This is a genomic window from Micromonospora luteifusca (assembly GCF_016907275.1).
In the GTDB taxonomy this organism is placed as follows: Bacteria; Actinomycetota; Actinomycetes; order Mycobacteriales; family Micromonosporaceae; genus Micromonospora; species Micromonospora luteifusca.
Map to the genome: position 1 here is coordinate 1,700,411 of NZ_JAFBBP010000001.1, position 25,562 is coordinate 1,725,972.

Annotated in this window: 22 protein-coding genes; 4 read left to right on the forward strand and 18 right to left on the reverse strand. The window is 71.4% G+C overall.

The window, feature by feature from the left end:
* Positions 1-20 precede the first annotated feature (20 nt).
* The 13 genes from JOD64_RS07230 to JOD64_RS07290 all read right to left on the reverse strand — a co-directional run bounded on the left by JOD64_RS07230 (position 21) and on the right by JOD64_RS07290 (position 14,975).
* Positions 21-938 carry a sugar phosphate isomerase/epimerase family protein gene (locus tag JOD64_RS07230; RefSeq protein ID WP_204941529.1) on the reverse strand — a complete coding sequence of 306 codons (918 nt, stop codon included), beginning with the start codon at positions 936-938 and terminating at the stop codon, positions 21-23.
* Positions 935-1,789: an SCO3242 family prenyltransferase gene (locus JOD64_RS07235; protein WP_204941530.1), complete on the reverse strand. Its 855-nt coding sequence runs from the start codon at positions 1,787-1,789 to the stop codon at positions 935-937. Before JOD64_RS07235 ends, JOD64_RS07230 begins: the two co-directional genes overlap by 4 nt.
* A complete protein-coding gene (locus JOD64_RS07240) occupies positions 1,773-2,939 on the reverse strand; it encodes an inositol-3-phosphate synthase (protein ID WP_204941531.1) in 1,167 nt (388 codons plus the stop codon). Before JOD64_RS07240 ends, JOD64_RS07235 begins: the two co-directional genes overlap by 17 nt.
* Positions 2,940-3,559: 620 nt before the next feature.
* Complete coding sequence (locus JOD64_RS07245) at positions 3,560-4,747, reverse strand: Gfo/Idh/MocA family protein (RefSeq protein ID WP_372434230.1); 1,188 nt, start codon at positions 4,745-4,747, stop codon at positions 3,560-3,562.
* A 53-nt stretch (positions 4,748-4,800) separates the two neighbouring features.
* Complete coding sequence (locus JOD64_RS07250; protein WP_204941533.1) at positions 4,801-5,853, reverse strand: substrate-binding domain-containing protein; 1,053 nt, start codon at positions 5,851-5,853, stop codon at positions 4,801-4,803.
* A gap of 97 nt (positions 5,854-5,950) precedes the next feature.
* Positions 5,951-7,078 (reverse strand): ABC transporter permease, encoded by a 1,128-nt coding sequence (locus tag JOD64_RS07255; RefSeq protein ID WP_204941534.1) that lies wholly within the window; start codon positions 7,076-7,078, stop codon positions 5,951-5,953.
* Positions 7,075-8,583 carry a sugar ABC transporter ATP-binding protein gene (locus JOD64_RS07260; protein WP_204945947.1) on the reverse strand — a complete coding sequence of 503 codons (1,509 nt, stop codon included), beginning with the start codon at positions 8,581-8,583 and terminating at the stop codon, positions 7,075-7,077. The genes JOD64_RS07255 and JOD64_RS07260 overlap by 4 nt, the downstream gene beginning before the upstream one ends.
* 132 nt (positions 8,584-8,715) lie before the next feature.
* The gene (locus tag JOD64_RS07265; protein WP_204941535.1) at positions 8,716-9,894 is read right to left on the reverse strand and encodes an ROK family protein; all 1,179 of its coding nucleotides are present in this window, start codon (positions 9,892-9,894) and stop codon (positions 8,716-8,718) included.
* 357 nt (positions 9,895-10,251) lie between these two features.
* A complete protein-coding gene (locus tag JOD64_RS07270) occupies positions 10,252-11,265 on the reverse strand; it encodes a YihY/virulence factor BrkB family protein (protein WP_204941536.1) in 1,014 nt (337 codons plus the stop codon).
* 63 nt (positions 11,266-11,328) lie between these two features.
* Positions 11,329-12,138 (reverse strand): ABC transporter permease, encoded by an 810-nt coding sequence (locus JOD64_RS07275; protein ID WP_204941537.1) that lies wholly within the window; start codon positions 12,136-12,138, stop codon positions 11,329-11,331.
* A gap of 64 nt (positions 12,139-12,202) precedes the next feature.
* On the reverse strand, positions 12,203-13,000 hold the full coding sequence (locus JOD64_RS07280) for an ABC transporter permease (protein WP_204941538.1): 798 nt from the start codon (positions 12,998-13,000) through the stop codon (positions 12,203-12,205).
* A gap of 305 nt (positions 13,001-13,305) precedes the next feature.
* Positions 13,306-13,845 carry a hypothetical protein gene (locus JOD64_RS07285; protein WP_204941539.1) on the reverse strand — a complete coding sequence of 180 codons (540 nt, stop codon included), beginning with the start codon at positions 13,843-13,845 and terminating at the stop codon, positions 13,306-13,308.
* Between the two features lie 197 nt (positions 13,846-14,042).
* Positions 14,043-14,975, reverse strand: coding sequence for an ABC transporter ATP-binding protein (locus JOD64_RS07290; protein WP_204941540.1), 933 nt, complete (start codon positions 14,973-14,975; stop codon positions 14,043-14,045).
* Positions 14,976-15,119: 144 nt separating this feature from the next.
* Here JOD64_RS07290 and JOD64_RS07295 point away from each other — a divergent pair, with 144 nt between their 5' ends.
* A complete protein-coding gene (locus JOD64_RS07295; protein WP_204941541.1) occupies positions 15,120-17,432 on the forward strand; it encodes a TRAP transporter permease in 2,313 nt (770 codons plus the stop codon).
* The gene (locus JOD64_RS07300) at positions 17,429-18,448 is read left to right on the forward strand and encodes a TAXI family TRAP transporter solute-binding subunit (protein WP_204941542.1); all 1,020 of its coding nucleotides are present in this window, start codon (positions 17,429-17,431) and stop codon (positions 18,446-18,448) included. Before JOD64_RS07295 ends, JOD64_RS07300 begins: the two co-directional genes overlap by 4 nt.
* Positions 18,449-18,455: 7 nt before the next feature.
* Here the strand turns inward: JOD64_RS07300 and JOD64_RS07305 are convergent, their stop codons facing one another.
* Together JOD64_RS07305 and dnaG are read right to left on the reverse strand one after the other, a co-directional pair.
* Complete coding sequence (locus JOD64_RS07305; RefSeq protein WP_204941543.1) at positions 18,456-18,992, reverse strand: hypothetical protein; 537 nt, start codon at positions 18,990-18,992, stop codon at positions 18,456-18,458.
* A complete protein-coding gene (gene dnaG, locus JOD64_RS07310; RefSeq protein WP_204941544.1) occupies positions 18,993-20,873 on the reverse strand; it encodes a DNA primase in 1,881 nt (626 codons plus the stop codon).
* A 135-nt stretch (positions 20,874-21,008) separates the two neighbouring features.
* Between dnaG and JOD64_RS07315 the strand changes: the two genes are divergently transcribed.
* Positions 21,009-22,217: a low temperature requirement protein A gene (locus tag JOD64_RS07315; protein WP_204941545.1), complete on the forward strand. Its 1,209-nt coding sequence runs from the start codon at positions 21,009-21,011 to the stop codon at positions 22,215-22,217.
* 7 nt (positions 22,218-22,224) lie between these two features.
* On the opposite strand, the gene JOD64_RS07320 is transcribed toward JOD64_RS07315, so the two are convergent.
* The 3 genes from JOD64_RS07320 to JOD64_RS07330 are packed head-to-tail and all read right to left on the reverse strand — an operon-like array spanning position 22,225 to position 24,724.
* The gene (locus JOD64_RS07320) at positions 22,225-23,064 is read right to left on the reverse strand and encodes a siderophore-interacting protein (RefSeq protein ID WP_204941546.1); all 840 of its coding nucleotides are present in this window, start codon (positions 23,062-23,064) and stop codon (positions 22,225-22,227) included.
* A 15-nt stretch (positions 23,065-23,079) separates the two neighbouring features.
* On the reverse strand, positions 23,080-24,348 hold the full coding sequence (locus tag JOD64_RS07325) for a deoxyguanosinetriphosphate triphosphohydrolase (RefSeq protein ID WP_275581687.1): 1,269 nt from the start codon (positions 24,346-24,348) through the stop codon (positions 23,080-23,082).
* A gap of 22 nt (positions 24,349-24,370) precedes the next feature.
* Complete coding sequence (locus JOD64_RS07330) at positions 24,371-24,724, reverse strand: VOC family protein (protein WP_204941547.1); 354 nt, start codon at positions 24,722-24,724, stop codon at positions 24,371-24,373.
* Between the two features lie 253 nt (positions 24,725-24,977).
* On the opposite strand from JOD64_RS07330, the gene JOD64_RS07335 reads away from it, so the two are divergent.
* On the forward strand, positions 24,978-25,478 hold the full coding sequence (locus JOD64_RS07335) for a roadblock/LC7 domain-containing protein (protein ID WP_204941548.1): 501 nt from the start codon (positions 24,978-24,980) through the stop codon (positions 25,476-25,478).
* Positions 25,479-25,562 lie beyond the last annotated feature (84 nt).

The window sequence follows — 25,562 nt, forward strand, 5'->3', positions numbered from 1 at the left end:
CCCGTCTCCTTCCCTTGCTGCTACGCAGGCACCCCAGGTATGTGTGCGGGCACCTCGTCCTCCGTGCGGCCGGCCAGTGCGGCGGCGCGGAGAAACTCGATCGACCGGGCGGCCACAGCGGGTGCGGCGTGCGAGTCGCGGGGCAACTCCACCGCGACCAGCCCGCGGTAGCCGGCTGCCGCCAGGGCCGCCAGCACCGGCGGGAAGTCGATCTCCCCGACACCGAACTCCAGGTGCTCGTGCACACCCCGGCGCATGTCGTCGATCTGCACGTTGACCAGGTGCCCGGCCACCTCGGCGACGCACTGCGGCACCGGCCACGGCTCCAGGCACCGGCAGTGGCCGATGTCAAGGGTGATGCCGAACCGGGCCGGGTCACCGAGCGCGGCGTGCAGCCGGCGCCAGTCGGCGATGTCCTGCACCAGCATCCCCGGCTCCGGTTCGAAGCCGAGGGTGACGCCGGAGGCGTCGGCCACGTCGACCACGCTGGCGCAACCGGCCACCAGCCGGTCCCAGGCGCACTGCGGCGACACCGCCTCGGGCCGGACACCGGCCCAGAACGAGACCGCCTCCGCGCCCAGGTCGGCGCCGATCCGGACTGCCCGGCGCAGAAACTCGATCCGCCGGGTCGGGTCGTCGTGCAGCAACGTCGGGGCGTGCTTGTGCCACGGGTCGAGCAGGTAGCGGGCACCGGTTTCGATCACCACCGCCAGACCCAGCTCGTTCAACCGGCGGCCGACGGCGGCGACCCGGCGCGTGAGCCCGGGCGCGAACGGGTCCAGGTGGTCGTGGTCCAGGGTGAGCGCCACCCCGTCGTACCCGAGGTCGGCGAGGACGGCGAGCGCGTCGTCGAGACGGTGGTTGGCGAAGCCGTTCGTGCCGTACCCGAGGCGCAACGTGGTGGCGTCGACGGCCGGCCGCGGCGCGGGGACGCTCATGTCGGGGAGACCTTCCGGGCCAGCAGTCGACCCAGCGGCGCGGCCGCCGCGACGGCCACCCCGAGCAGACCTGCTCCACCTCGCGCGGTCAGGGCTCCCTGGAGGGCGGGCAACCCGGTGATCCCGGCGCCGACGGCGGCACGAACCCGCCCGGCCGACGGGTCCCGGACGACCTCGGCCTGAGCCGCGCCATAGCGGGCGGCGTACCACCCGGCCAGCACGGCGGGCAGCGCGGCGACCCGCCGGGGGGCGACGACGGCGGCACTGGCGGCGACCACCGCGGTGCCGGCGAGGGTGCGCATCGGCAGGGTGGCATCGGCGCCGCTGACCTCCCGGCGGGACAGCGCGGTGACCGTCCAGGTGTGCGCGGCGACGGTCGCCGCGGCCGGCAACGCCCTGGTCACGCGGCCACCTGACGCGCCGAGCAGCACGTCCAGCCCCCGGCAGGCGGCCATCACGGCCGGACCTGCGGCGGTGTTCTTGGCCAGCAGGTCGTACCCCCAGATGGTGGCGGCCAACGGCACGGCGAGCGCGACGGCGCGGCGACCGCCCACGGCGGCGGCCAGGCCCACGCCGGCGGCCGTGAGGCCAGCCGCGAGACCGACCGCGACGGCCGGGGTGACCCGCCCGCTGGGGATCGGCCGCTCGGGCCGCTCCACCGCGTCCAGACGTCGGTCGGCCCAGTCGTTGGCGGCCATGCCGGCCCAGTAGAGCAGCACCGAGGCGCCGGCCAGGGCGGGGGTACGCGGGCCCAGCGCGCCGGCCGCAGCCGCTCCGGCGACCACGTCACCGGGCACCGAGAGCGCAGCCGGCGCCCGGACCAGCTCGGCGAGGTCAGCCAGCGTGGTCATGGCCGCTGTCCCCGCCACCGTGCAGAAGCCGCGCGAAGTCGGTCAGCCGGGCCCACTGCTCGCCCAGCGAGTGGGTGGGTGTGCCGAGCGGGTCCTTGAAGAAGAAGCCCAGCTCGGTCAGCGGCCCCACCTGCCCGGCGGCGTGTGCGGCGGCGGTGAGCCGGGCGAGGTCGAGCACCAGCGGCGCGGCCAGCGCGGAGTCGCAGCCGTGCCAGGTGAACTCCATCCGCATGCCGGTGCCGAGGAAGCCCGCGAAGGTGATCAGATCCCAGGCGGTCTTGAAGTCGCCCAGCTCCTCGACGAACTCGATGCGCGTACCGCCCTGCGGGACGTAGCCCAGCGTCTCGCCGAGCACCCGTTGCTTGCTCTGCACCTTCGCCGCGTTCGCGGCCGGGTCGGCGAGGGTGGCGCCGTCGCCACCGCCGAGCAGGTTGAACCCGGACCAGGAACGCACGTCCAGGTTGCGCATCGCGAACATCGGCGCGAGCACCGACTTGACCAGGGTCTCCCCGGTCTTGCCGTCATGCCCGGCGTACGGCAGCCGGGCCTCTTCGGCCAGCGCGGTCAGCGCCGGCAGCCGCAGCCCGGTGGACGGGGTGAAGTCGACGTACGGGCAGCCGGCCAGCACCGCCGCGTACCCGTAGAGGGAGCTGGGCGGCAGCACCTCGTCCGGTCCGGCGAGAGCGGCACGCAGCGCGGCCGGGTCGGCGTGCCCGGGGTGTGGACGAGGGGCCGGCTCGGTGGCGGAGACGTTGACCACCACCACCCGGTCCAGCTCGTGCCGCTCGCGGAAGGCGGTCAGGTCGCGGACCACGGCGGCGGCCCGGTCCGCCTGGGTGGCACCGACCGGTGCGGGGCGCAGTTCCTGCTCGACCGCGCCCAGTTGGTCCCGGACCGCGGCGACCAGCCGCCAGGGGATGACACCGCTGTCGGCCAGTGCCTCCGCGCGCTTGCACAGCGGGGTGCTGGCCAGGTCGTGCCCACCGAAGACGAGGTCGGCGAAGGCCGGCAGGGCGGGGCCGCGCAGCTCGGGCAGCTCGGTCACACAGCCGGTGGGCCCGGCCAGGCCGGCTCGCAGCGCGAGCCCTCCGACGATGCTGGTGGTCGCGACGGAACCGCGCGCCCCTACCAGCCAGACACCTGTTCGCATGGTGCTCCTTCCCATCCAGGAGGAACCGTCGGTACCGCTAAATATAGGAATATCAGAATATGTTTCGGAAAGATACAGCCGTGGTGGATGGGCCCCGCCCGCCCGCCCCGCAACGGGACGGCACCGGTTCCGGCGTCGGCGTCGGCGGCACCGACGCCGGACCGGTTCCCGGTACGGTTCGAGCAGACGGGGCTGGTAGGCAGGGTCGGGTCGGCGTCTCGACCCTGCCTCCCCCGCATCCGACCGGTCGGGGCGTTGGCATGCCCCGACCGGGCGTCTCAGGCCGCCGTGCCCACCACAGGACCGACCCGAGCACGACCCGCGAAAGGCCGGCGTGGGGCGCGGTACGGGTGGGGGCAACAGCGGACGGTGCCATCAGGTCCTCCGGATCTCCACCGGTGGTGGCGGTCCTCCGGTGCGGCCGGGGAATCCCGGTCCGGTCGCACCGGACGACCGTCCTGCTCGTGCGCCACCGGGCCGTACGGCCCGGCTGCACACTCTCCGATGCCGACCTCGTCCCGACCACGGGGCGCAATCCGCGGCCGGTCCCTCGCCGGTCGGCTTCGGAAAGCCGGTCGGGCGACAGCGGTACGAACACCGCCGTCGCGGATGGTCAATGGTCAGACAGCCGCCGCGGTCAGCGCCGGTGCCACCTCGGTCCACGAGGAGCCGAGCTCCGCCGAGCGGGCCACCGCGTCCAGCACCAACTGGACCTGCAACGCGTCGGCGAAGGAGGGAGTCGGGTCGACACCGGTGGCGACCGCCTCGATGAAGTCGCGCATCTCGTGCGTGAACGAGTGCTCGTAGCCGATGATGTGGCCCGGCGGCCACCACGCCGACATGTACGGGTGCTCGCCCTCGGTCACCAGGATGCGGTTGAAGCCCTGCTCCACCGTGGGACGGGTGGCGTCGTAGAACTCCAGCTCGTTGAGGCGTTCCAGGTCGAAGACCACGCTGCCCAGCGAGCCGTTGATCTCGACACGCAGGGCGTTCTTGCGGCCGGTGGCGAACCTGCTCGCCTCGTACGTGGCCAGAGCGCCACCGTCGAGTCGGGCCACGAAGACCGCGGCGTCGTCGACGGTGACCGGCCCGGTGCCATTGCCGTCGGCGGAGCTGCCGCCGTCCACCGTGGCCGCCAACCCGCTCGACCCGGCCGGCAACGGCCGCTCCTTGATGAAGGTCTCGGTGACCGCGCTGACTCCGCTGATCCGCTGACCGGTGACGAACTGGGTCAGATCGATGATGTGCGCACCGATGTCACCGAGCGCGCCGGAGCCCGCCCTGTCCTTCTGCAACCGCCAGACCAGCGGGAATTGCGGGTCCACGATCCAGTCCTGTAGGTACACCGCACGAACGTGTCGAATCACCCCGAGTCGTCCGTCGGCGACCATCTGGCGCATCATCGTGACCGCGGGGACCCGGCGGTAGTTGAACCCGCACATCGACCGCACTCCGGTGGCCCGGGCGGCGTCCGCCGCGGCGGTCATCGCCCGGGCCTCGGCCACCGTGTTGGCCAACGGCTTCTCGCACAGGACGTGCTTGCCGGCGGCCAACGCGGCGAGGGCGATCTCGGCGTGGCTGTCGCCCGGGGTGCAGATGTCGACCACGTCGATGTCATCGGAGTTGATCAGGTCACGCCAGTCCGTGGTGTACGCGTCCCAGCCGAGCCGGTCGGCGGCGTCGGCCACCTTCGCTGTGTCTCGGCCGCAGATCAACGCCATCCGGGCCCGCGCCGGCAGGTCGTACACGCGGTTCACTGTGCGCCACGCCTGTGAGTGCGCGGCGCCCATGAACGCGTAGCCGACCATGCCGACCCGCAGTTCGTTGTGTTTCGTGGACAAGGTGGGTCTCCCCCCGTGTGTCAGAACCCGAGCTTGTCGTAGCTGCTCGCGTTCTCCTTGGTGATCGTCTCGGAGGCGAGGGTCACTTCCTTGGGAACCTGCAGCTCCGTCAGGTCGCCCAGGCCCCGGCCCTGCGCGATGAGCCGCGCGAGGGAAATTGCCGACGAGGCCATCGACGGGTTGTAGGTGACCGTCGCCTTGAGCACGCTGTTGTCGGCCTTGATCGCGTCGATCGCGAGCTTCGAACCCGCGCCGCCGACCATGAAGAACTCCGACCGGTTGGCCTGCTTGATGGCGGCGAGCACACCAATGCCCTGGTCGTCGTCGTGGTTCCAGATCGCGTCGATCTTCGGCAGCGCCTGGAGCAGCTGGGACGCCTCGCGCTGACCGCTGTCCGAGGTGAACTCGGCCGAGCGACGGTTGTTCACCTTGAACCCGTAGGTCGCCAGTGCTGCCGCGAAGCCGGCGCTGCGCTCGACGGTCAGCGGGATCTCCAGACCGGCGATCTCGCCGATGATCGGGTTGCTGACGCCCTTGTCCTTGAGCTGCTTGCCGATGAAGTGACCGGCCGAGACGCCCATGCCGTAGTTGTCGCCCTTGATGACCAGGCGCGAGGCCAGCGCGTCGGGGAACGCCCGGTCGAGGTTCACGATCGGGATGCCCGCCTGCATCGCCTGAAGGGCAACAGCGTTGACCTCCTTGCCGTCGTGCGGCAGCACGACGATGATGTCCGGCTTCTGGGCGATCAGCGTGCCGAGCGTGGAGCGCTGGGCCTCGGAGTTCGACCCACCGTCGACCTCCTTGAACTCCACGTCCGAGTAGGCCGCGGCCTGCGCCTTGGCGTTGGCGTGGATCGCGCCCATCCAGCCGTGGTCGGCGGCCGGGGCGGAGAAGCCGATGACGACCTTCTTGCCCGGGGCGTTGTTGCCGGCACCGTCACCGGCGGCCTTGGTCTGGGTGCTGGCCGCCGGGGTCTCGTTGCTGGTGCAGGCGGTGAGCAGGGTGGCGGCGCCGACTGCGGCTCCACCGAAGAGCAACCGGCGGCGCGACACGTCGCGACTGTGCTGGGTCATGAACGACCTCCTGGGAGCGGGATTTGAGTGAGTGAGGGTGTGCGAGGCCCGGCCACTGTCGAATTCTCGACGTCGCCAGGGACAACGGTGCGGTGCGTCAGGTTGCGGTGGTGACCCTGTTCCGCGCGAGGAGCCGAGTAACGGACTTGAACTGGAACTGCTGGACCAGGACGGCGGCGACGATGATGCCGCCCTTGACCATGTTCTGCGCCTCGATGGAGAGGCCGTTGATGGCGAAGAGGTTCGTGATCGTGGCGAAGATGATGACGCCGAGCAGCGAGCCGACGATCGTGCCCCGGCCACCGCTGAGCAGCGTCCCGCCGATGATCGCGGCGGCGATCGCGTCCAGCTCGTAGAGGTTGGCCATCGCCGCCTGCGCCGAGGTGGCCTGCGAGGTGAGCATGATGGCGGCGATGCCGCAGCACAGACCGGACAGCGCGTAGAGCAGCATGGTGTGCCGGCGGACGTTGATGCCGGCCAGCCGCGCCGCCTCCGGGTTACCGCCGACGGCGATGGTTCGCCGGCCGAAGGTCGTGCGGTTGAGCAGGATCCACCCGGCCACCACCACCGCGCCCAGGATGTAGACGAGGATCGGAACCCCGAGAACCTTGCGCGCCGCGATGTCGTTGATGAAGGTGCTGCTCGACACCTGGGTCTGCTTGTTCGAGATCGACGCCGCGAGCCCGCGAGCCGCCACCAGCATCGCGAGCGTCGCGATGAAGGGGACCAGCTTCCCGTACGAGATGAGTACGCCGTTGACCAGGCCGACGCAGATGCCGACCACGATGGCGGTGAAGATCATGCCGCCGGCGCCGAAGTTCTGGGTGGCGACCGTGGTGCACCAGACCCCGGCCAACGCGACGATCGCCCCGACCGACAGGTCGATGCCGCCGCCGATGATCACGAAGGTCATCCCGACCGTGACCACGCCAACGACCGAGGCGAGCTGCAGGATGGCGAGCACGTTGTTCCAGACCCAGGTCGGGTCACCGTAGAGCTCCGGTTTGGTGACCGCGCCGACCACGATGAGCGCGGCCAGCACCCCGATCAGACCGAGGTTGCGCTTGGCGCCGTCGCCGCCGTCACCCCGCCACCACGAGAGTCGGCCCGTGGACCCTGCCTTACCGCTGGCCACCGCCGTCTCCGCCGGATCCACCGGCGGCGACTGCGCCGGAAGCTGCGGGCGCTCCGGTGTCGCGGTGGGAGTGGGAGTCGCGTCGCTCATGCCGGTGCGCCTTCCATCAAGGACCCCGCCATCACGAGGTCGAGCACGGTGTTCTCGTCGAGTTCGCCGGCCGCGGCCTCGCGGACGACCCGCCCTTCCCGCATCACCAGCACCCGGTCGGCCAGACCGAGCACCTCGGGCACCTCGCTGGAGACCAGCAGCACCCCGACGCCCTGGGCGGCCAACGCCCGGATGACCTGGTAGAGCTCAGCCCGGGCGCCCACGTCCACGCCCCGGGTCGGCTCGTCGAGCAGCAACAGCTTGGTGCCGCCGAGCAGCCACCGCCCGACCACGACCTTCTGTTGGTTGCCGCCGGAAAGCGTGCGCACCGGCCGGTCGACGTCCCGGGGCCGCAGCTCCAGGCTCTCGGCGATCCGGTCCGCCTCGGCTCGTTCCCTGGCGGCGTCGGTGAAGCCCAACCGCGCGTACCGCCCGAAGGTGGCCAACGTGACGTTGCGGTAGATGGGCTCGCCGAGCAGCAGCGCCTGACTCTTGCGTTCCTCCGGGGCCATCCCCATTCCGGCCCGCACCGCCGCGCCCACGCCGGGACGCAGCACCCGCCCGTCCATCCGGACCGAACCGGCCTCCGCGAGTCGGGCACCGTAGATGGTTTCCAGCAGCTCGGAGCGGCCGGAACCGACCAGCCCCGCGATGCCGACGATCTCCCCGGCGCGAACGCTCAGCGAGACGTCGGCGAACTCACCGGCGCGGGTCAACCCCTCCACCTGGAGCAACTCCGCACCGGCGGGGTCTTCGGCCGGCCGATCCGGGAAGACGTACTCGATGGTGCGGCCGGTCATCCGGCTGACCAGGTCGCGGGTCGGGGTGTCGCGCGCCGGCAGGTTCGCCGCCGTGGTCCGGCCGTCCTTGAGTACGGTGACCCGGTCGCCGATCTCGCGGATCTCCTCCAGCCGGTGCGAGATGTAGATGACGGCGATGCCCTGCGCGGTCAACTCCCGGATGATCCGGAACAGGTTGCCGACCTCGTCGTGGGCCAGCACCGCGCTCGGCTCGTCCATGATGATCAGTCGCGCCTCGTGCGACAGCGCCCGGGCCATGCTGACGATCTGCTTACCAGCGGCCGGCAGCGACCGGACCATCCGCCCGGGCGGGATCTCACCGTGGCCGAGTCGACTGAGGATCTGCCGAGTGTGCCGGGCCATCGTGCCGCGGCGGACGAACCCGAAGCTGCGGTGTTCGTGACCGAGGAAGGCGTTCTCCGCCACCGACAGGTCCTCGACGAGGTCGAGCTCCTGGTAGATCGTGGCGATGCCGGCCTTCATCGCGGCCTGCGGGTTGGCGAAACTCGCCGGCTCGCCGCGCCACTCCACCTGCCCGGAATCGGGCTGGTGCACCCCGGAGAGCACCTTGATCAGGGTGGACTTGCCGGCGCCGTTCTGCCCGAGCAGGCAGTGCACCTCGCCGGCACGTACCTCCAGCTGCACACCGTCCAGCGCGCGTACGCCGGGGAAGGTCTTGACCAGATCGGTGAGGCGCAGGACCACCTCGCCCGCGACGGTGTCGGCGGGAGCCTCGACCAGCGGTGCCTCGGCGACGGCCTCGGCCGACGCGGTGGCGGGGTCATCCTCGGGCAGGGCCACAGTCTCCTCCTCGCTCACGACGGAATTCGCTCGTTTTCATGCGGCTTCACCGAAGGCGACGTCGCTGGCGAGCACCGCCGCGCCGGTCACGCCGGCCCGACCACCGAGCTCGGACAGCACGACGGGCAGGTTGCCGGTGGCCAGTGGCAGCGAACGGCGGTAGACCACGCTGCGGATCTCGGCCAGCAGGATGTGCCCAAGCTGGGCCAGCCCGCCGCCGATCACGATCATCGACGGGTTGGTGAAGCTGACCAGGCCGGCGAGCACTCCGCCGACCCGCCGTCCGCCGTCACGGATCAGCTGGATGCAGGCCACGTCACCCTCGACGGCGCCCTCGGCGACGTCCAGGGCGGTCACCACATTCCGCAGGGCCATCCGCTCGGCCAGCGCCGGCGACAATCCGCTGCGGGCGGCGACGGTGGCCTCCTTGGCCAGTGCGGCGCCGCTGAACAGCGCTTCCAGGCAGCCGACGTTGCCGCAGGAACACATCGGACCGTGCGAGTCCACCTGGATGTGGCCGATGTCGCCGGCGCAGCCGTCGGTGCCCCGGTAGACCTCGCCGGTGAGGTAGATGCCGCACCCGATGCCGGTGCCGATCTTCACGAAGAGGAAGTCGTCCACCGAGTGCGCGACCCCACCGTGACGCTCACCGATCGCCATGATGTTGACGTCGTTGTCGACCACCGCCGGGCAGCCGTGCTCCCGGCTGAGCAACTCACGCACCGGGAACCGGTCCCAGCCCGGCATGATCGGCGGCGAGACCGGGACGCCGTCGCGGAAGCTGACCGGCCCGGGTACGCCGATGCCGACCGCGTCCAAGCGCTCGTACGCGCCGTCGACCCGGGCCTTGTGCAGCAGTTCGTTGACCCGTTGCAGGGTCACCTTCGGCCCGTTGCGGATGTCGGCGGCCTCGCCGTAGTGGGCGACCGGTTCGAGGCGGCCGTTGACCACCTCGATGTCCATCGAGCTCGCGCCGAGGTCGACGGCGGCGAAGCGCAGCTGCGGGTTCAGCTCGACCAGGGTCGAGCGACGCCCGCCCCGGGAGGCGGCGAGCCCCGCCTCGGCGACGTAACCCAGCGCGACCAGGCGATCCAGCTCGGCCAGCATGCGCGGGCGCGGCATCTGAAGTCGGTCGCCCAGCTCGGCCCGGGACACGGCTCCCTCGTCGCGGAGCAACCGCAACAGTCGCACGTGCAACGGGTCGACGGTCCGCACCGGGGGTCACCTCTTCATTGGCATCGTTCACATCGACGCAATGGCGACGTGTTGTGTCCGACACAGTAAGAGCGTTCCGTACCGCCTGTCCAGAGCTTCAACCGTTCCGAGATGAACTTTTGTCCGAAAGAACAAAAGCTACTAGTCGATCAAGAAAAGGATCACGGGCCGCCCACGTCCGGTCGCCCCCAGTTCCATCGATGGACACGAAACCGCCCCGCCAGCCGGTCGTCGGTGGCGGGGCGGTCTGCGCGGGGCGGCCTCCGTGCGGGGCGGCCTCCGTGCGGGGCGGCCTCCGCGCGGGGCGGCCTCCGTGCGGGGCGGTCCCGTGCGGGACGAGCGGCCGCTGCGGGGGCGTCAGCGGCCGCCGGCGGAGTTCCGCTTCTTCCGGAGCTTGCGGTCGTCGCGCAGTTCGACGTACGGCTCGTCGTCGACGTCGTGACCGGCGGAGATGGCGCGGCCCCGCTCCAACTCCGCGTCGAACTCGGCACCGAGCAGGATCGCGATATTGCTCAGCCAGAGCCAGACCAGAAAGATGATCACGCCGGCCAGCGCCCCGTACGTCTTGTTGTACGAGCCGAAGTTGCTCACGTAGAGGGCGAAGAGGCCGGAGATCACCAGCCAGATCACCACGGCCACCACCCCGCCCGGGCTGACCCAGCGGAACCCGCCGTGCCGCGCGTTCGGCGACGCCCAGTAGAGGATCGCGAACATCAGGCTGACCAGGATCAGCAGCACCGGCCACTTGGCGATGTCCCACACCGTGACCGCCGTCGAGCCGAGGCCGACCGCATCCCCGACCGACTCGGCGAGGCGGCCCGTGAAGACCACGATCACCGCGCTGGCCAGCAACAGCACCCCGATCACCGCGGTCACGCCGAGCCGGATCGGCAACGTCTTCCAGATCGGGCGGCCTTCCGGCACGTCGTAGATGGTGTTCGAGGCGCGCATGAACGCGCCGATGTAGCCGGACGCGGACCAGAACGCCGCCAGCAGACCGATGATCGCCGCGAGGCTGGCCAGCCCGCCGCTGCCCTGCGCCTGCGTGATCGCATCCTCGATGATCTTCTGGATGCTGTCGTTGGGCACCGCCTGGTTGACGGTGTCCTTGACCCCCTCGGTGGTGCCCCTGCCGAGCAGGCCGAGGATGGAGATCAGCACCAGCAGCCCCGGGAAGATGGACAGCACCCCGTAGTAGGTCAGCGCCGCCGCCCAGTCGGTCAGGCTGTCGTCCTGGAATTCGGTGACCGTGCGCCGCAGTGCCGCCTTCCAGCCGCTGCCGGGCAGATCGGTGGGGCTGTCCGGCCCCGCATCGGGCCCGACCGGATCACGCTGCTGCCCCCGGTGGCCGGAAGACTCGTCCGAGGCCATCGCCCCTCCTGTTCGTCGGCGGTGTCACCTCCGGACATGCCCGCCGACGGGCACGGATAACCCCTACTGGTAGAGCAACCTGCCCATCCGGCGCGAGGCCACCAGGAGCCCGACCGCCACCATCGCCAGCAGGTAGAGCACGTCGAGCAGCCAGACCCCGCCACCGCCGCCCAGCGCGACCCCGCGGATCAGATGCACCGACCGGTACAGCGGGGTGATCTCGATCAGCCAGTGCAGCAGGGTCGGATAGGCCTGCGCCGGCACGAACGTGCCGGAGAAGAGGAAAAGGGTGAACTGGGCGGAGCCCATCAGGTCGAAATCCTGCCAGCTGCGCATGAACGTGGAGACCGCCATGCCGAGCGCCCCGAACGCGAACCCGACCAGCACCGCGGCCGGCAGAGCGGTCAACGCGCGGGTGACGCTGGTCAGATCCAGCACGACCATCACCCCGAGGAACGCGGCCGAGTAGGCGCTGCCCCGCAACATCGCCCAACCCAGCTCACCGAGAGCGATCTCGAACGGCCGTACCGGGGTGGCGATCACTCCGTCGTACAGCTTCATGTACTTCATCTTGCCGAAGAAGTTGAAGGTGGTCTCCGCGAGCGCCCCGGTCATCGCCGAGGAGGCGAGCATCGCCGGAGCCACGAACTCGGCGTACGAGACCAGCCGCCCGTCGGGCAACGGCAGGTCGCCGACCAGCGCACCGACGCCCACCCCGATGGAGAGCAGATAGAGCAGCGGCTCGACGAAGCCGGAGAGCAGCAACAGCCAGTAGACCGACTTCAGCGCGGCGACGTTGCGCTCGGCCACCGACGCCGATCGCCGGGTCGCGGCGGAGACATCGATCAGCCGGGGCAGGATCAGCGTGACCACGACAGCCTCTCTGCTTACCTCTTCAGGCGACGAGCTTGCTCTCTTCGGACGACGAGCCTGCTCTCTAGACGACGAGCCTGCGACGGAACGCGCGCAGCGCCAGCAGGCAGCCGGCGACCGCCCAGACCGCCAGGTACAGCAGGTGCCCGACGATCGACCACTGTGGGGCGACGCCGAGCGTGGCGGCGCGACAGAGGTCGACGGCGTGCCACAACGGCGTCACGTACGCCAGCCACCGCAGCGCCTCGGGGAGCGACTCGACCGGGAAGAACACCCCGGCGAAGAGTGTCATCGGGATGACCGCGAACCGGAACAGCATCGCGAGCCAACTGTCGCTGGACACCGACGCGGTGTACGCGAAGACCGGCGCGGCAACGGCCAGCCCGAGCAACGCCACCACCGGCAGCACCGCCACCGCCCACGGCGACCGCAACGCCCCGAACAAGCCGGTGACCAGCAGGAACGCCGCAATCGTGGTGAGCACCCGGAACAGCACGAAGGCCAGGTGGCCCGCCACGATGTCGCCGACCCGCAGCGGTGACGCGCTCTGCGCGAAGTAGGTCTTGACCCACCGGAAGTTGCTGAACACCGGCCAGGTCGAGTCACCGACGGTCACCTGGAGTGCGGTCGAGGCGATCAGCCCGGGGACCAGCCAATCGAGGTAACGCACCCCGCCGACGCCCTGGTCGATGTAGGCACCGACGCCCAGCCCGAAGCCGAGCACGGTGAGCACCGGCAGCAGGAACGAGGAGAACACCCCGGCCCGCCAGGTGCGTCGCAGACCCACCAGGTAGTGCTCGAACACGGCGTACGCCGGCACCCACGGGAAACGTGCCTGCCCCACCACACTCACCACGACCACCCCCGTCCCGACCTGTCTACCCCGGGGGTACGACAGGGCCGCCGGTCACCCTACGGCGACCCCGGCAGCGTGTCGCCCGGGTTTCCGGCGGCGGCGCGTCAGGCTCGCAGCGCGTCAGGCTCGCGGCGCGTCAGGCTCGCGGCGCGTCAGGGCGATGATCCACTCCACATCGGCGATGTGGCGGCATTCCGCCGCCCGGACACCCCCGCATCGCCGACCTGGAGCCGATCACGCCGCCCGGACGGCGTCCGACCCGACGAACCTGCACCAGATGCGCGGTCCGTCGGCCCGAGGGTGCGTGCGGATCAAGCCGGGCGGTACGCGCGGATCAACGCCTGCACGGCGTAACCGAGCAGCAGCACTCCCGCACCGGTGCCGATCACCAGACCGGCGGACACCGTCGAGGCGAGGCCGGTGACGAGCCCCGCCGCCGCCACCAGGCACATCGCGACACCGAGCGGCTTGAGCAGTGGATCCCGCAGCAGCGGGGCGAGCGGGAAGAAGTGCAGGCCGACCACCAGGCAGACCAGCACCGGGACGTACTCGGACCAGCCTGCGGCGGCCAACACGGCGGCGCCCAGACCGGCGGCGGCGAACTCGGCGACGACGATGAGCAGGTACGGGCGGTCGGTTGCCCGGTCCCGGGGGCTGCCGGCCCCCCGGAGGCGGGACGACAGCACGCCGCCCACCACGGCGGTGAGCAGTGCGACGAGGCTGCCCACCAGGAGCAGGGCACGCAGCGGTTGCTCCGCGGCCGGCACACTGAACCAGACCATCGAGAAGATGCCCAGATAGAGGGCGGTCAGCCCGGCCTGACGTCGGTTGGCGGTCAGCAGATCGGACATGAAACCTCCGTGCGCGGAAGCCGGTTCGGTGAGCTCGACCGGGCCGGCCGATGGTAACGCCCAAGATCAAAAGCGGCTGCGACCGGGCTCACGCGCGGCTTCCCAGCCAGAGCCGTTGAACGGTGATCGTTGGCAGCTCAGCAGGTCGACACGTCGGGAAAGACTGTGGCTGAGCTGCCAACGATCGCAAAGGTCGATCAGTCGACCAGGGTGCGGCCGGTCAGGTGCAGGAAGACGTCCTCCAGGCCACTGCGTCGCACCAGCACGTTGGCGGGGTTGAGCCCCAACGCCGAGACCTCGGTGACCGCCGCGTCGCCGTCGGGCACGTAGAGCAGGACCCGGTCGGGCAGCACCTCGACCCGCTCCCCCACGCCGTCGAGCTTGCCGGCGAACGGCTCCTGTGACTCGGCGGCGAAGCGCAACTCGACCACCTCGCGAGTGGAGTGTTGCGCGATCAGCGCCCGGGGTGAGCCCTCGGCGACGATTCGCCCGCCGTCCATCACGACCAGTCGGTCGCAGAGCTGCTCGGCCTCGTCCATGTAGTGGGTGGTGAGCACCAACGTGACGCCCTGCTGCTTGAGCCGGAACAGCCGCTCCCACACCAGATGCCGGGCCTGCGGGTCGAGCCCGGTGGTCGGCTCGTCGAGCAGCACGATCTCCGGATCGTTGACCAGCGCGCGGGCGATGGTCAGCCGACGCTTCATCCCACCGGACAGCGGCTCGACCTTGCTGTCGGCCCGCTCGGTGAGCTGGACGAAGTCGAGCAGCTCGTCGGCCCGTTCCCGGGCCGCCCGCCGGGAGATGCCGAAGTAGCGGGCGTAGACGGTCAGATTCTCCCGGACGGTCAGCTCCGGGTCGAGATTGTCCAACTGCGGGCAGACACCGAGCCGGGCCCGGATCGCCGGCCCGTCACCGACCGGGTCCATGTCGAGGATGCGCAGCTCGCCCCCGCTGGGTGGGGAGGTGCAGCCGACCATCCGCATGGTGGAGGACTTGCCGGCGCCGTTCGGCCCGAGGAAGCCGAAAGCCTCACCCGAGCGCACCTCGACGTCGATGCCGGCCACGGCGGTGAAGTCACCGAACCGCTTCACCAGCCCTCGAGCCTGAATGAGTGGTCGCCCCGCAGTCACCGCCCGACCCTAACCGCCGAGTCCGACAACCCTCCACGCAAATACGCGCCAACGACGGACCGGCCGACCCTCGCCCGTATCACCGGCGGCGAAACGCCGATCGATGCACCGCCGCGTCGTCCGATCGACGTGTATCGTCCCCTCGTGTCGCCCATCAGCTCGCCCGATGGTTCGTCGCCACCCGCCCGACCTGCCAACTCCCCCGCCGGTGTGCCCGCAGCGGGCGCCGGCGGCAGGCCACCCCGGCCGCGACCGACAGTCGACCCCGCCGAGGCCGACAGTCGACCCCACCTGACCTCGCTCGCCCCCGACCCGACCGAGCCCGTCGACGACGACCGCTCCGCCGCCGAGCGGGCCACCCGGGACCTGGCCGCCCAATTCGAGGACGAGAGACCGGGGCGGGTGCTGACCGGGCCGGCGGGGCTGCTCCTCACCGCGGCGGCGCTGGCGGTCGCCGCTCTCGCCCTCTGGCAGGTGTTCCGCCCACTGTCGCAGGGCAGCAAGTATTACCTCATCATCTTCCTGGCCGGCGTACTCCCGTTGGTCTTCCTGGCCTACCCGGCCGACCTGCGGCTGCGGGCCCGACTGCGCGCCCGTCGACGCCGCGCCAAAGACGCCGACCCCACCGAAGACGCCGACGGGCCGCCGCCGGCGCGTTCGACGTCGGCACGACCCACCGCGACGGACTGGGTACTGGTCGCCCTGGCGGTGGCCGCCTGCCTCTACCCCGTCCTGCCGATTCCCGTCGGCGCGGGCGGGGGTGGCTACAACGCCTTCCTCGACCGGCAGGGTCTGCTGGCGCCGATGGACCTGGTGCTGGGCACCGTGCTCCTGCTCCTGCTGCTCGAAGCGTGCCGCCGGGCCACCGGTTGGATCCTGCCCGCGGTCTGCCTGCTGTTCCTCGGCTACGGCTACTACGGCGGGCTGCTGCCGCAGTCCTGGCCGGTCGCCCACGCCGGGCTCGACTTCAGTCAACTGGTCGACGCGTTCTACAACTCCGACAGCGGCTTCTACGGCACACCACTGGACGTCGCGGCCTCCTACATCGTGCTGTTCACGATCTACGGAGCGGTGCTGGAGTTGTCCGGGGCGGGGCGGTTCTTCGTCGACCTGTCGGCCGCGGCGTTCCGCCGCTCGCGGACCGCCGCCGGTCGTACCGCGGTGGCCTCCGGCTTCCTGCTCGGCACCGTCTCCGGGTCCGGCGCGGCGACGACGGTGAGCATCGGCGCGGTCACCTGGCCACTGCTGCGTCGCGCCGGCTATCCCCCGGAGCGGGCCGGCGGCATGCTGGCCGCGGCCGGAGTGGGTGCGATCCTCTCGCCGCCCACCCTGGGCGCGGCGGCGTTCATCATCGCGGAGTACCTGGGCGTGTCGTACCTGCAGGTGCTGGGTTGGGCCACGGTGCCGACAGTCCTCTACTACCTCGGCATCCTCCTCTCCGTGGAGATCGACGCCCGCCGGTCCGGCGTACGCCCCGTGGTGATCGACGTCGGGTCGCCCTGGCGTCTGCTGGCCCGCTTCGGCTACCACTTCGCGTCACTGATCGCGATCGTCGTGCTCCTCGCCGTGGGCGTGTCCGCGACGAGAGCCGTCGTCTTCGCCACCCTCCTGGCGGTCGCGCTCTCCTTCCTGGACCGTGCGCACCGGCTCACCCCGGCCAGGCTGGTGGCCGCGCTCGTCACCGGCGTACGCGGCGTGCTCGCGGTGACCGCCGTCTGCGCCGCCGCCGGCATCATCACGGCGACCACCACGAAGACCGGCCTCGGGCCGCAGGCGGCGGCGCTGCTGATCAGCGGGGCGAAGGCGGCCACCTCGGACCCGACGCTGGTGCTGGTGCTCACCGCGCTGCTCGCGGCCGTCGCACTCAGCCTGCTGGGCCTGGCCGTGCCGGTCACCGCCTCGTTCGTGATCGGTTGGGTGATCGTCGGGCCGGCCCTCATCGACCTCGGTGTGTCGGCGCCCGCCGTGGCGATGTTCGTCTTCTACTTCGCGGTCCTGTCCGAGGTTTCCCCGCCGACCGCGCTCGCCGCGGTGGCGGCCGCGGCGGTGACCGGGGGCCGGTTGGTGCCGACCATGTGGCAGACCCTGCGCTACGCGCTGCCGGCGTACCTGACGCCGATCGCCTTCGTCATCACGCCGGCTGGGCTCGGGTTGCTCGGCATCGGTGGCGCACAGCGGATCGCCGTCGCCGCCGTGGTGATCGCGCTCAGCGTGGCGGTGCTCGCCGTCGCCGCCGGTGGCTGGTTGCCCGGGGTGGGTCCGGCCGGCGCACCGGAGCGCGTACTCGGTGCCGTCGCCGGCGTCACCCTGCTCTGGCTCGAACCCGTCGCGATCACGGTCGGCTTCGCGCTGGCCGCAGTCGCGGCGGCGGGTGTCTTCGTACGACGGCAATCCGCCGGCCGGGCCGGTCGGCCACGAGCCGGATCGTCAGCCAACCTCCGGGAGGAGAAACCGTGAGACGAATCGACGTACGGGTCGCAGCGGGTCTGAGCGTGCTCGCCCTCGTCACGGCCGGTGCTGCGGGCTGCGGAGGCCAGCAGGGCGGCGCGGCCAAGGACGACGCGGCCAGTGAGGTCACCTGCGAGGTGGGCCAGGAGACCCGTGTCGGCATCGCCACCGGCAACGCGACAGGCGTCTACTACGTCGTCGGCAACGCCCTGGCCGGCCAGTTGTCCGGGGCTACCGGCGGCAAGCTCAGCGGCACCGCCGCCGAGACCGGTGCCTCGGTGCAGAACGTCGAACAGTTGGTCGGTGGCCAGTACGACGTGGCGTTCTCCCTGTTCGACACGGCGGTCAACGCGGTCCAGGGCAAGGGCAGCTTCACCGCGCCGCAGCCGGTCGAGGCGCTCGCGCGCATCTACGACAACTACACGCAGGTGGTGGTGCGCAACGACTCCGGGATCAACTCGGTGGCCGACATGCGTGGCAAGCGGATCTCCACCGGTTCTCCGAAGTCCGGCACGGAGGTGATCGCCAACCGCCTGCTGGAAGCCGCCGGCCTGGACCCGGCAAAGGACGTCCGGGCGCAGCGGCTCGACCTCACGAAGACGGTCGAGGGTGTCAAGGACGGCAGCATCGACGGGTTCTTCTGGTCCGGTGGCCTGCCCACCGGTGGTCTGACCGACCTGTTCACCACCGCCGGTGACCGGGTGAAGTTCGTCGACATCGCGGCCCTGCTGCCGAAGATGACCGAGTTGAGCCCCGCCTACCAGGCCGGGACGATCGGCCGGGACGCGTACCGGACGGCGGCGGACACCCCGACCATCGTCGTGCCGAACGTGCTGCTGGTCCGCAAGGATCTGGACGCCAACGTCGCCTGTGCGATCACCCGGACGGTGTTCGACAAGCGGGACGCGCTGGCTCAGGCGAACCCGGCGGCCAAGGGGATCTCGCTGGATACCGCCCGGAAGACCGAGCCCGTCCCCCTGCACCGGGGCGCCGACAAGGCGCTGAAGGATCTCGGCGCCAACTGACAGCTGGTCAGCCGTCGACCGGTGCGGTGGCGGCGCGGGCCACGGTGACCAGACGATCGGTCTCGGCGAGCAGGGCCTCGTCGTCCGCCGGGGTGCCGGGGTCGAGTCGGACCGTCCAGGTGAGACCGTCGACTCCGGCTTCGCGGCGGGCCGCGACCCGCGCGGCACCGCCGGGCACCGGCTGATGCTCGGTGTACGCGACCGAGCGGGTGACCCGCGCCCGCACCTGGTGCGGCAGCTCACCCGGGTCGAGCAGGAGGTACGTCTCGGCGGGGCCGTCGGCGACCAGCGTGTAGCCGTCGCGTTCGACGACGAGCTCGGCGGGTGTGACGGTCAACTCGCGGCCGGACCAGACCGCCTTGAGGATGGTGTGCCAGCCGAGCCGGTGCCCCCGACCGGGCAGCCACAACCCGAGGTTGCTGGCGACCACCACCCCGTCACCCTCGCCGTTGCCGGCGGCGGCCCACGCCAGCACCCGTTCGTCGGCGGTCAGCGGCGGCCGGGAGGCCGGTGGCAGCTTCGGCTTGCGGCTGAACAGTCCCATCTAGAGGCCTCCCGCGGCCTGCTCGCGCAGCGCCCGGGCGTGCTGCTCCAGTGACAGCAGCTCACCGAAGGCGGCGAAGTACTCGTCCTTGTTGTTGACCGGGTTGATCCGTTGGATGCGCGACTTGATGTCCCGGATCCGGGAGGTCACCGACCCGAACTGCACCCGCGCCATCGTGATCGACACATAGCGGGGGTCCGGTTCGCCGTCGATCCGCAGCGGCTCCACCGCCAACTCGCCGACCAGCGCCGCCGATGCCAGGTCGTCGCAGGCGTCACGGACCGACTCGATCCAGACCGCGCCGCCGGTGGCCGACACGGCGCCACCGGCCGCCGCGATGGCAGTACGCACCGCAACGTGCATCGGGTGGCGGTATTCGGTGGCCTCGACCGCGTCGAACATGGGCCCGGCAAGGACGGGCTGCTGCAGGGCGAGCTTCAGCGCCTCCCGTTCGACCATCGACTGCGGGCTGTCCGATGCCGGCTCGGCGCGGGCCGGAGAGGGCCGGGCGGCGGGTGCCGCGTCGCGGGTGCCCGGCGGCGGGGTGTTGGCGGCGGCGAGCACTGCCCGTTGCACCGGCTCGATCTCCATGCCGAGATCCATGGCGAGCTTGCGGACGTACTCCGGGCGCTTCTCCCGGTCCTTGAGTCGCGCGACCAGCGGTGCGGCGTGGCGCATCGCCTCGACCCGGCCGTCGACGGTGTCCAGGTCGAAGCGGCTGATCACGTGCCGCAGCGCGAAGTCGACAAGCGGCTCGCGGCGGGCGACCAGGTCACGTACCGCCAGGTCACCCTTGGCCAGCCGCAGGTCGCACGGGTCCATGTTGTCCGGGGAGACCGCGATGAACGTCCGCCCGACGAACCGCTGATCGTCTTCGAAGGCGCGCAGGGCGGCCTTCTGGCCGGCGGCGTCACCGTCGAAGGTGAAGATGATCTCGCCGGCCACCTCGTCGCTGTCGAACAGGAGCCGACGCAGGACGGAGATGTGGTCCGCGGCGAATGCGGTGCCGCAGGTCGCCACCGCCGTGGTCACCCCGGCGAGGTGGCAGGCCATCACATCGGTGTAACCCTCGACGATCACCGCCCGGCCCTGCTTGGCGATCTCCCGCTTGGCCTGGTCGATGCCGTAGAGCACGTGCGACTTCTTGTAGATCGGCGTCTCGGGGGTGTTCAGGTATTTCGGGCCGTCGTCGTCGTCGAAGAGCTTGCGCGCGCCGAAGCCGATCACGTCGCCGGCGAGGTCGCGGATCGGCCAGAGCAGCCGACGGCGGAACCGGTCGATCAGGGTGCCGGAGCGGGACTCCCGGGACAGCCCGGCCGTGACCAACTCCTGGTGGGTGAAACCCTGCTGGCGCAGGTGCTTGGTGAGCAGGTCCCAACCCTCCGGCGCGAAACCGCAGCCGTAGCGTTCCGCGGCGGCCCGGTCGAAGCCCCGCTTGGCCAGGAACTCGCGGGCCGGTCGGGCACCCGCGGTGCTGAGCTGCGCCCGGTAGAACTCCACCGCGGCGGCGTGCGCGGCCACCAGGCGCTGGCGCTGGCCCTGCTGCGGGCGGGGGCGGGGGGTGCCCTTGTCGTCCTCGATGTAGCGCAGTTGGATGCCGGCGCGGCCGGCCAGCCGCTCGACGGACTCCACGAAGCTGAGGTGGTCGGCGTCCATCAGGAACTTGATCGCGTCGCCACCGGCCCCGCAGCCGAAGCAGTACCAGACGTTGCGGGCCGGCGAGACGTTGAACGACGGGCTCTTCTCGTCGTGGAACGGGCACAGACCCTTGAGGTTGCCGCCACCGGCGGACTTCAGGGTGACCGTCTCGGAGATCACATCCCCGATCGAGGTGCGTTCCCGGACCAGTGCGATGTCCTCGTCTCGGATCCGCCCAGCCATGCGCCACCCCCTCGGCGTACATCCTGCCCTGCCGGACCGACGACGCGCCGGCCGGGGGACGCCGGTGTGGCGGCCACCGCTGCCGGCTCGCCGGTTTCCACCCGGCAGCCGGGCCCGCGCGGGGACCATGACCAGATGCGCAGGGTACGGGCCGACGGTGTCCAGGGGGCCGGTTGGCTGGCCGGCCGGTTGGGACTACGCGGACAGGCCCCGCGGACGGACGAGGCCGGCCACCGTCATGCCACCTGGCTGGAGCTCTTCCTCGACATCATCTTCGTGTACGCGTTGGCGGCGGTGGTGGCCCGGCTGGGCAACGACCCGACCCCGTCGCCGCGCGCCGTGCTGGCCGTGATCGGGCTCTTCGTGGTGGTCCAGTGGGCCTGGGTGGGGCAGGTCTACTACGACACCCGGTTCGACCCGGACGACGCGCTGCACCGACTGCTGGTGCTGGGCGCGTTGGTCGGCGCGGGCACGATGACGCTCGGTGTCGACGAGGTGCCGGAGAGCGTGCTCCTGACGGTCGGGTACCTGATCGTGCGGGGCGTGCTGCTCCTGCTGTACCTACGGGCCCGGCCGACGAGCCCGATGGCCCGCACGGTGACCTCGGTCTACCTGATCGGCTTCGGGGCGGGCTGGTTGATCTGGCTGGCCTCGCTGGTCGTGCCCACCGCGCTGCGACCGGTCCTGTGGATCATCGCGATGAGCATCGAACTGGCCACGCCGTGGGTCGGCAAGCGCCACCTCAACCGGTGGCCCGTGGACAACCGCCACCTGCCCGAGCGAATCGGGCAGTTCACCATCATCGTGCTGGGCAGCGCGCTGGCCAGCCTGCTCTTCGCGGTGCCGGACCACCCCCGGCCACACATGATCGTCGCCGCCGGGATGGCCTTCGTGGTGCCGGCTGCCGTCTGGTGGGTCTACACCACCTTCGTCACCACCCGCTTGGCGCAGCGTCGCCTGCGTGGAGGGCAGGCGTACGGCTACCTGCACATCCCGCTCGGTGGTTCGCTGCTGCTGCTCGGCTGGGCTCTCGGGCAGGTGGTCCGGCTGATCGACGACAACGTGAACCGGCTGCCGTTGGAGCTGCGGCTTCTGCTGGCCGCCTCGGTCGTGATCTGGACGATGTGTGGGCTGGCCCTGTACTGGCTCTGGTCGCGGCCGAGCGTCGCCCGACTGGCGATCACCGCCTACGGGGTGATCTCGGTCAGCGTGATCACCGCGACGGTGCGCGAGCCGAGGTTGATGCTGCTCCTGCTGTCCGCGGCGATCGTCGGGTACGCCGTGCTGCTCACCCGGCGACTCGCCTCGGCCCGCCAGGAGTCGGAGAACGAGCCCGAGCGTTGAGCGACGCTCAGACGGTACCGGCGGCGGTGGCTTCCTCGGCGGTCACCTGGCTGTTCCAGGCGGCCTTGGTGGAACGCCAGCCCTCGTCGTCCATGCCGCGCCGCCAGTAACCGGAGATGGAGAGTTGATCGAGAGGTACGCCCCGCTCGGCCCGCAACAGCCGGCGCAACTCCCGGACGACGGCGGCCTCACCGTGGACGAAGGCGTGCACCTGGCCGGCCGGGAACTCCAACTTCCGCACCGCCGCGACCAGCGCCTCGCCCACCGGGCGTTCACCGCGGTGCAGCCACGTCAGCTCGACCGCACCGGGGCTGAGCAGCTTCTGCTCCTCCACCGGGTCGGCGATCTCCACGAAGACATGGGCCGGGGCGTCCAGTGGCAGCCGCTCCAGGGCCGCCGCGATCGCCGGCAGGGCGCTCTCGTCGCCGACCAGCAGGTGCCAGTCCGCGTCCGGGCTGGGGGCGTACGCGCCACCGGGGCCGACGAAGTGCACGGGGTCACCGGGGCGCAACGCGGCGGCCCACGGACCGGCCAGCCCTTCGTCGCCGTGGTACACCACGTCCACGGTCAGCTCCTCGGCCAACGGGTCCCAGCGTCGCACCGTGTACGCGCGCAACCGGGGCCACTGCTCCCGGGGCAGGTCCCGACGGATCGCGGCGAGATCCAACGGCTGCGGGTACGCGACGCCGGGCTGCGGAAACACCACCTTGATGTAGTGGTCGGTGAACTCGCCCACCGGCAGGTCGGCCAGCTCGTCCCCACCGAGGACGAGCCGGATCAGGTGCGGGGTGGGCCGCTCGGTGCGCAGCACGTGGACCGAGGTGACGTTCCTGGGGCGCTCCGTCATGCCACTTAGGCTAACCTAATCTGCCCTGGGGTCAGCCGGCGGTGCACTCCCATCGACCAGGCGGGTGTGCCACGTCACGGCCGCCGGATCGGTGAGGGAGGCGACCTGGTCGATCACCACGCGCAGTCGGGCGGCGTCGTCCGGCGCGGCCCGCCACAGCGGGGCGAAGATCGGGTCGAGCCCGTCCGGCGCGCGCCGGACCAACGCGGCGACCACCTCGGCCAGCATCGTCCGCTGCCGCTCGTAGCGACCCCGGAAGCCGGCTCGACGCATCACATACCGCAGCGCAATGCCCTTGAGCAGGGCACACTGCGCCCGGACCAGACGGGGCACCATCAGGTCAGCTTCGTAGCGGCGGTGCGGGCCGGGACCGAAGCGCTCCTCCGTGGCAGCCACCGCCGCGGACACGAACCGCCCGGTCACCCCGCTGGTGGTGGCCTTCAACGCGACCTGGGCGCGGTGGCTGCCGTCGTACCCGGCGAGCGGCGCGAGCAGCGGATCCGCCAACAGCTCGACCAGCACCTCCGCCAGGTCGGCCGCGGTCTCGTCGGAGTAGGCGGCGGCCACGTCGGCACAGAGCGCGGCCCGCTCGTCGGAGTCGGCGAGCAACGGGCGCAGCGTGACGTACCCGCCGTGGATGCCGTCCTCCACGTCGTGCACCGAGTACGCGACGTCGTCGGCCCAGTCCATCACCTGCGCCTCAAGACAGCGCCGGTCGCCGGGCGCACCGGCCCGGATCCACTCGAAGACCGCGGCGTCGTCGGCGTACACCCCGAACTTGCGCTCCCCGGGGCGGCGCGGCCACGGGTACTTGCCGATCGCGTCGAGCGACGCCCGGGTCAGGTTCAACCCGGCGGACGAGCCGTCCGGGGCGAGCACCTTCGCCTCCAGTCGGGTCAGCACCCGCAGGGTCTGCGCGTTGCCCTCGAAGCCGCCGCACGGCGTGGCGAGCAGGTCCAGAGCGGACTCGCCGTTGTGGCCGAACGGCGGATGCCCGAGGTCATGGGCGAGCCCGGCGACGTCCACCACGTCCGGGTCGCAACCCAACCGGGCACCCATCTCCCGCGCGATCTGCGCAACCTCCAGCGAGTGCGTCAGCCGCGTACGCAGGAAGTCGTCCGTCCCCGCGGTGTGCACCTGGGTCTTCGTGGCCAGTCGGCGGAACGCGGCGGAGTGCAGCACGCGTGCACGGTCGCGCTCGTACGGCGACCGGCGGTGCCCGGTGTCCTTGGGTGGCTCCTCGACCAGCCGGGCGTCCGCCGCGGCCGACGGTGGTGCGGTCAACCGGTCACCCGGCTCACCCGGCTCACTCCTCGCGCTCACGGAGAACGCAGAACTCGTTGCCCTCCGGGTCGGCCAACACCGTCCAATCGACGTCGCCCTGGCCGATGTCGACGTGCCGGGCGCCCATGTCGACCAGGCGCTCGACCTCGGCTTCCTGGTTGGCGGGGCGCAGGTCGAGGTGCAGCCGGTTCTTGCGGTCCTTGCCCTCGGTCACCGGACCGAAGAACAGGGCGGGGTGCTGGTCGGCGGACTGACGGATCTCCACGCCGTCCGGCTTCTCGGCGACGATCTGATAGCCGAGCGCTTCGGCCCACCAGCGGGCCAGTCGGGCCGGATCGCGGGCATCGATGGTCAGGCTCTCCCAGACGCTGGTCATGCAATCACCCTTCCCGTTCGACGGCGTACGCAATCGGCCGTGTGCGAGCGAGCCAAGATTACGCCCGGCACAGCTACTCAACTGACCCCCGACGCGTCGGCGGAGGGTCCACAACCGCCGATCGGCCCGGAGTTGTCAACCGATCGCCATGGGTTACGGGCTCGCGGGCGTAAGTCGCCAGCGGTAGCGTTCCCAGCGCGGAACGTGACCAACCGACCGACGCGCAGATCCCGCACGGGTAAGGGAGCAGTTCGTGGACGCAGACACGGTGGTGGGAACGGAACTACGCGGGTTACGCCGACGCCGGCCCGAGGTCGCCGGAGCGGTGCTGGCCGGCACCGACGGGCTGCTCATCTCCAGCGACCTGCCCAGCACCGACGCCACCCATCTCGCCGCGCTGGCCGCAGCCAGTTTTGGGCTCGGCCACCGGGTTGCCGACACCGCCCGGCGGGGTGAGTTCCGGGAGTCGGTGGTCTGCACGACGGCTGGCTGCGTGGTGACCTACCCGGCGGGGCGCACCGCCCTGCTGACCCTGGTCACCGTGTCGCCGGCGGAGGATCTGGAGGCGCTGCACGAGGAGGCGCGGGCGGTGGCCCGCCGGGCCGGTTCGGTGTTGGACACGCGCGGCGGCGTCATCGGCGCCACCTCAGTTCCGGACGCGCACGCGCCGCTTGCCGTGCGTACCCCGATGGCGACCCTGCCGACGCAGTTGCACCGCCCGGCCCGGCCGACCTGGCGTCGCCCGCCGATCTGAGCGTCGGCGGACCCCCCACCCGCTGCCGACCCGAGCGCTGGCGCCGGCGGCGGCCCGGTCGCCCGGTCCGCCGCCGGCCCCGCG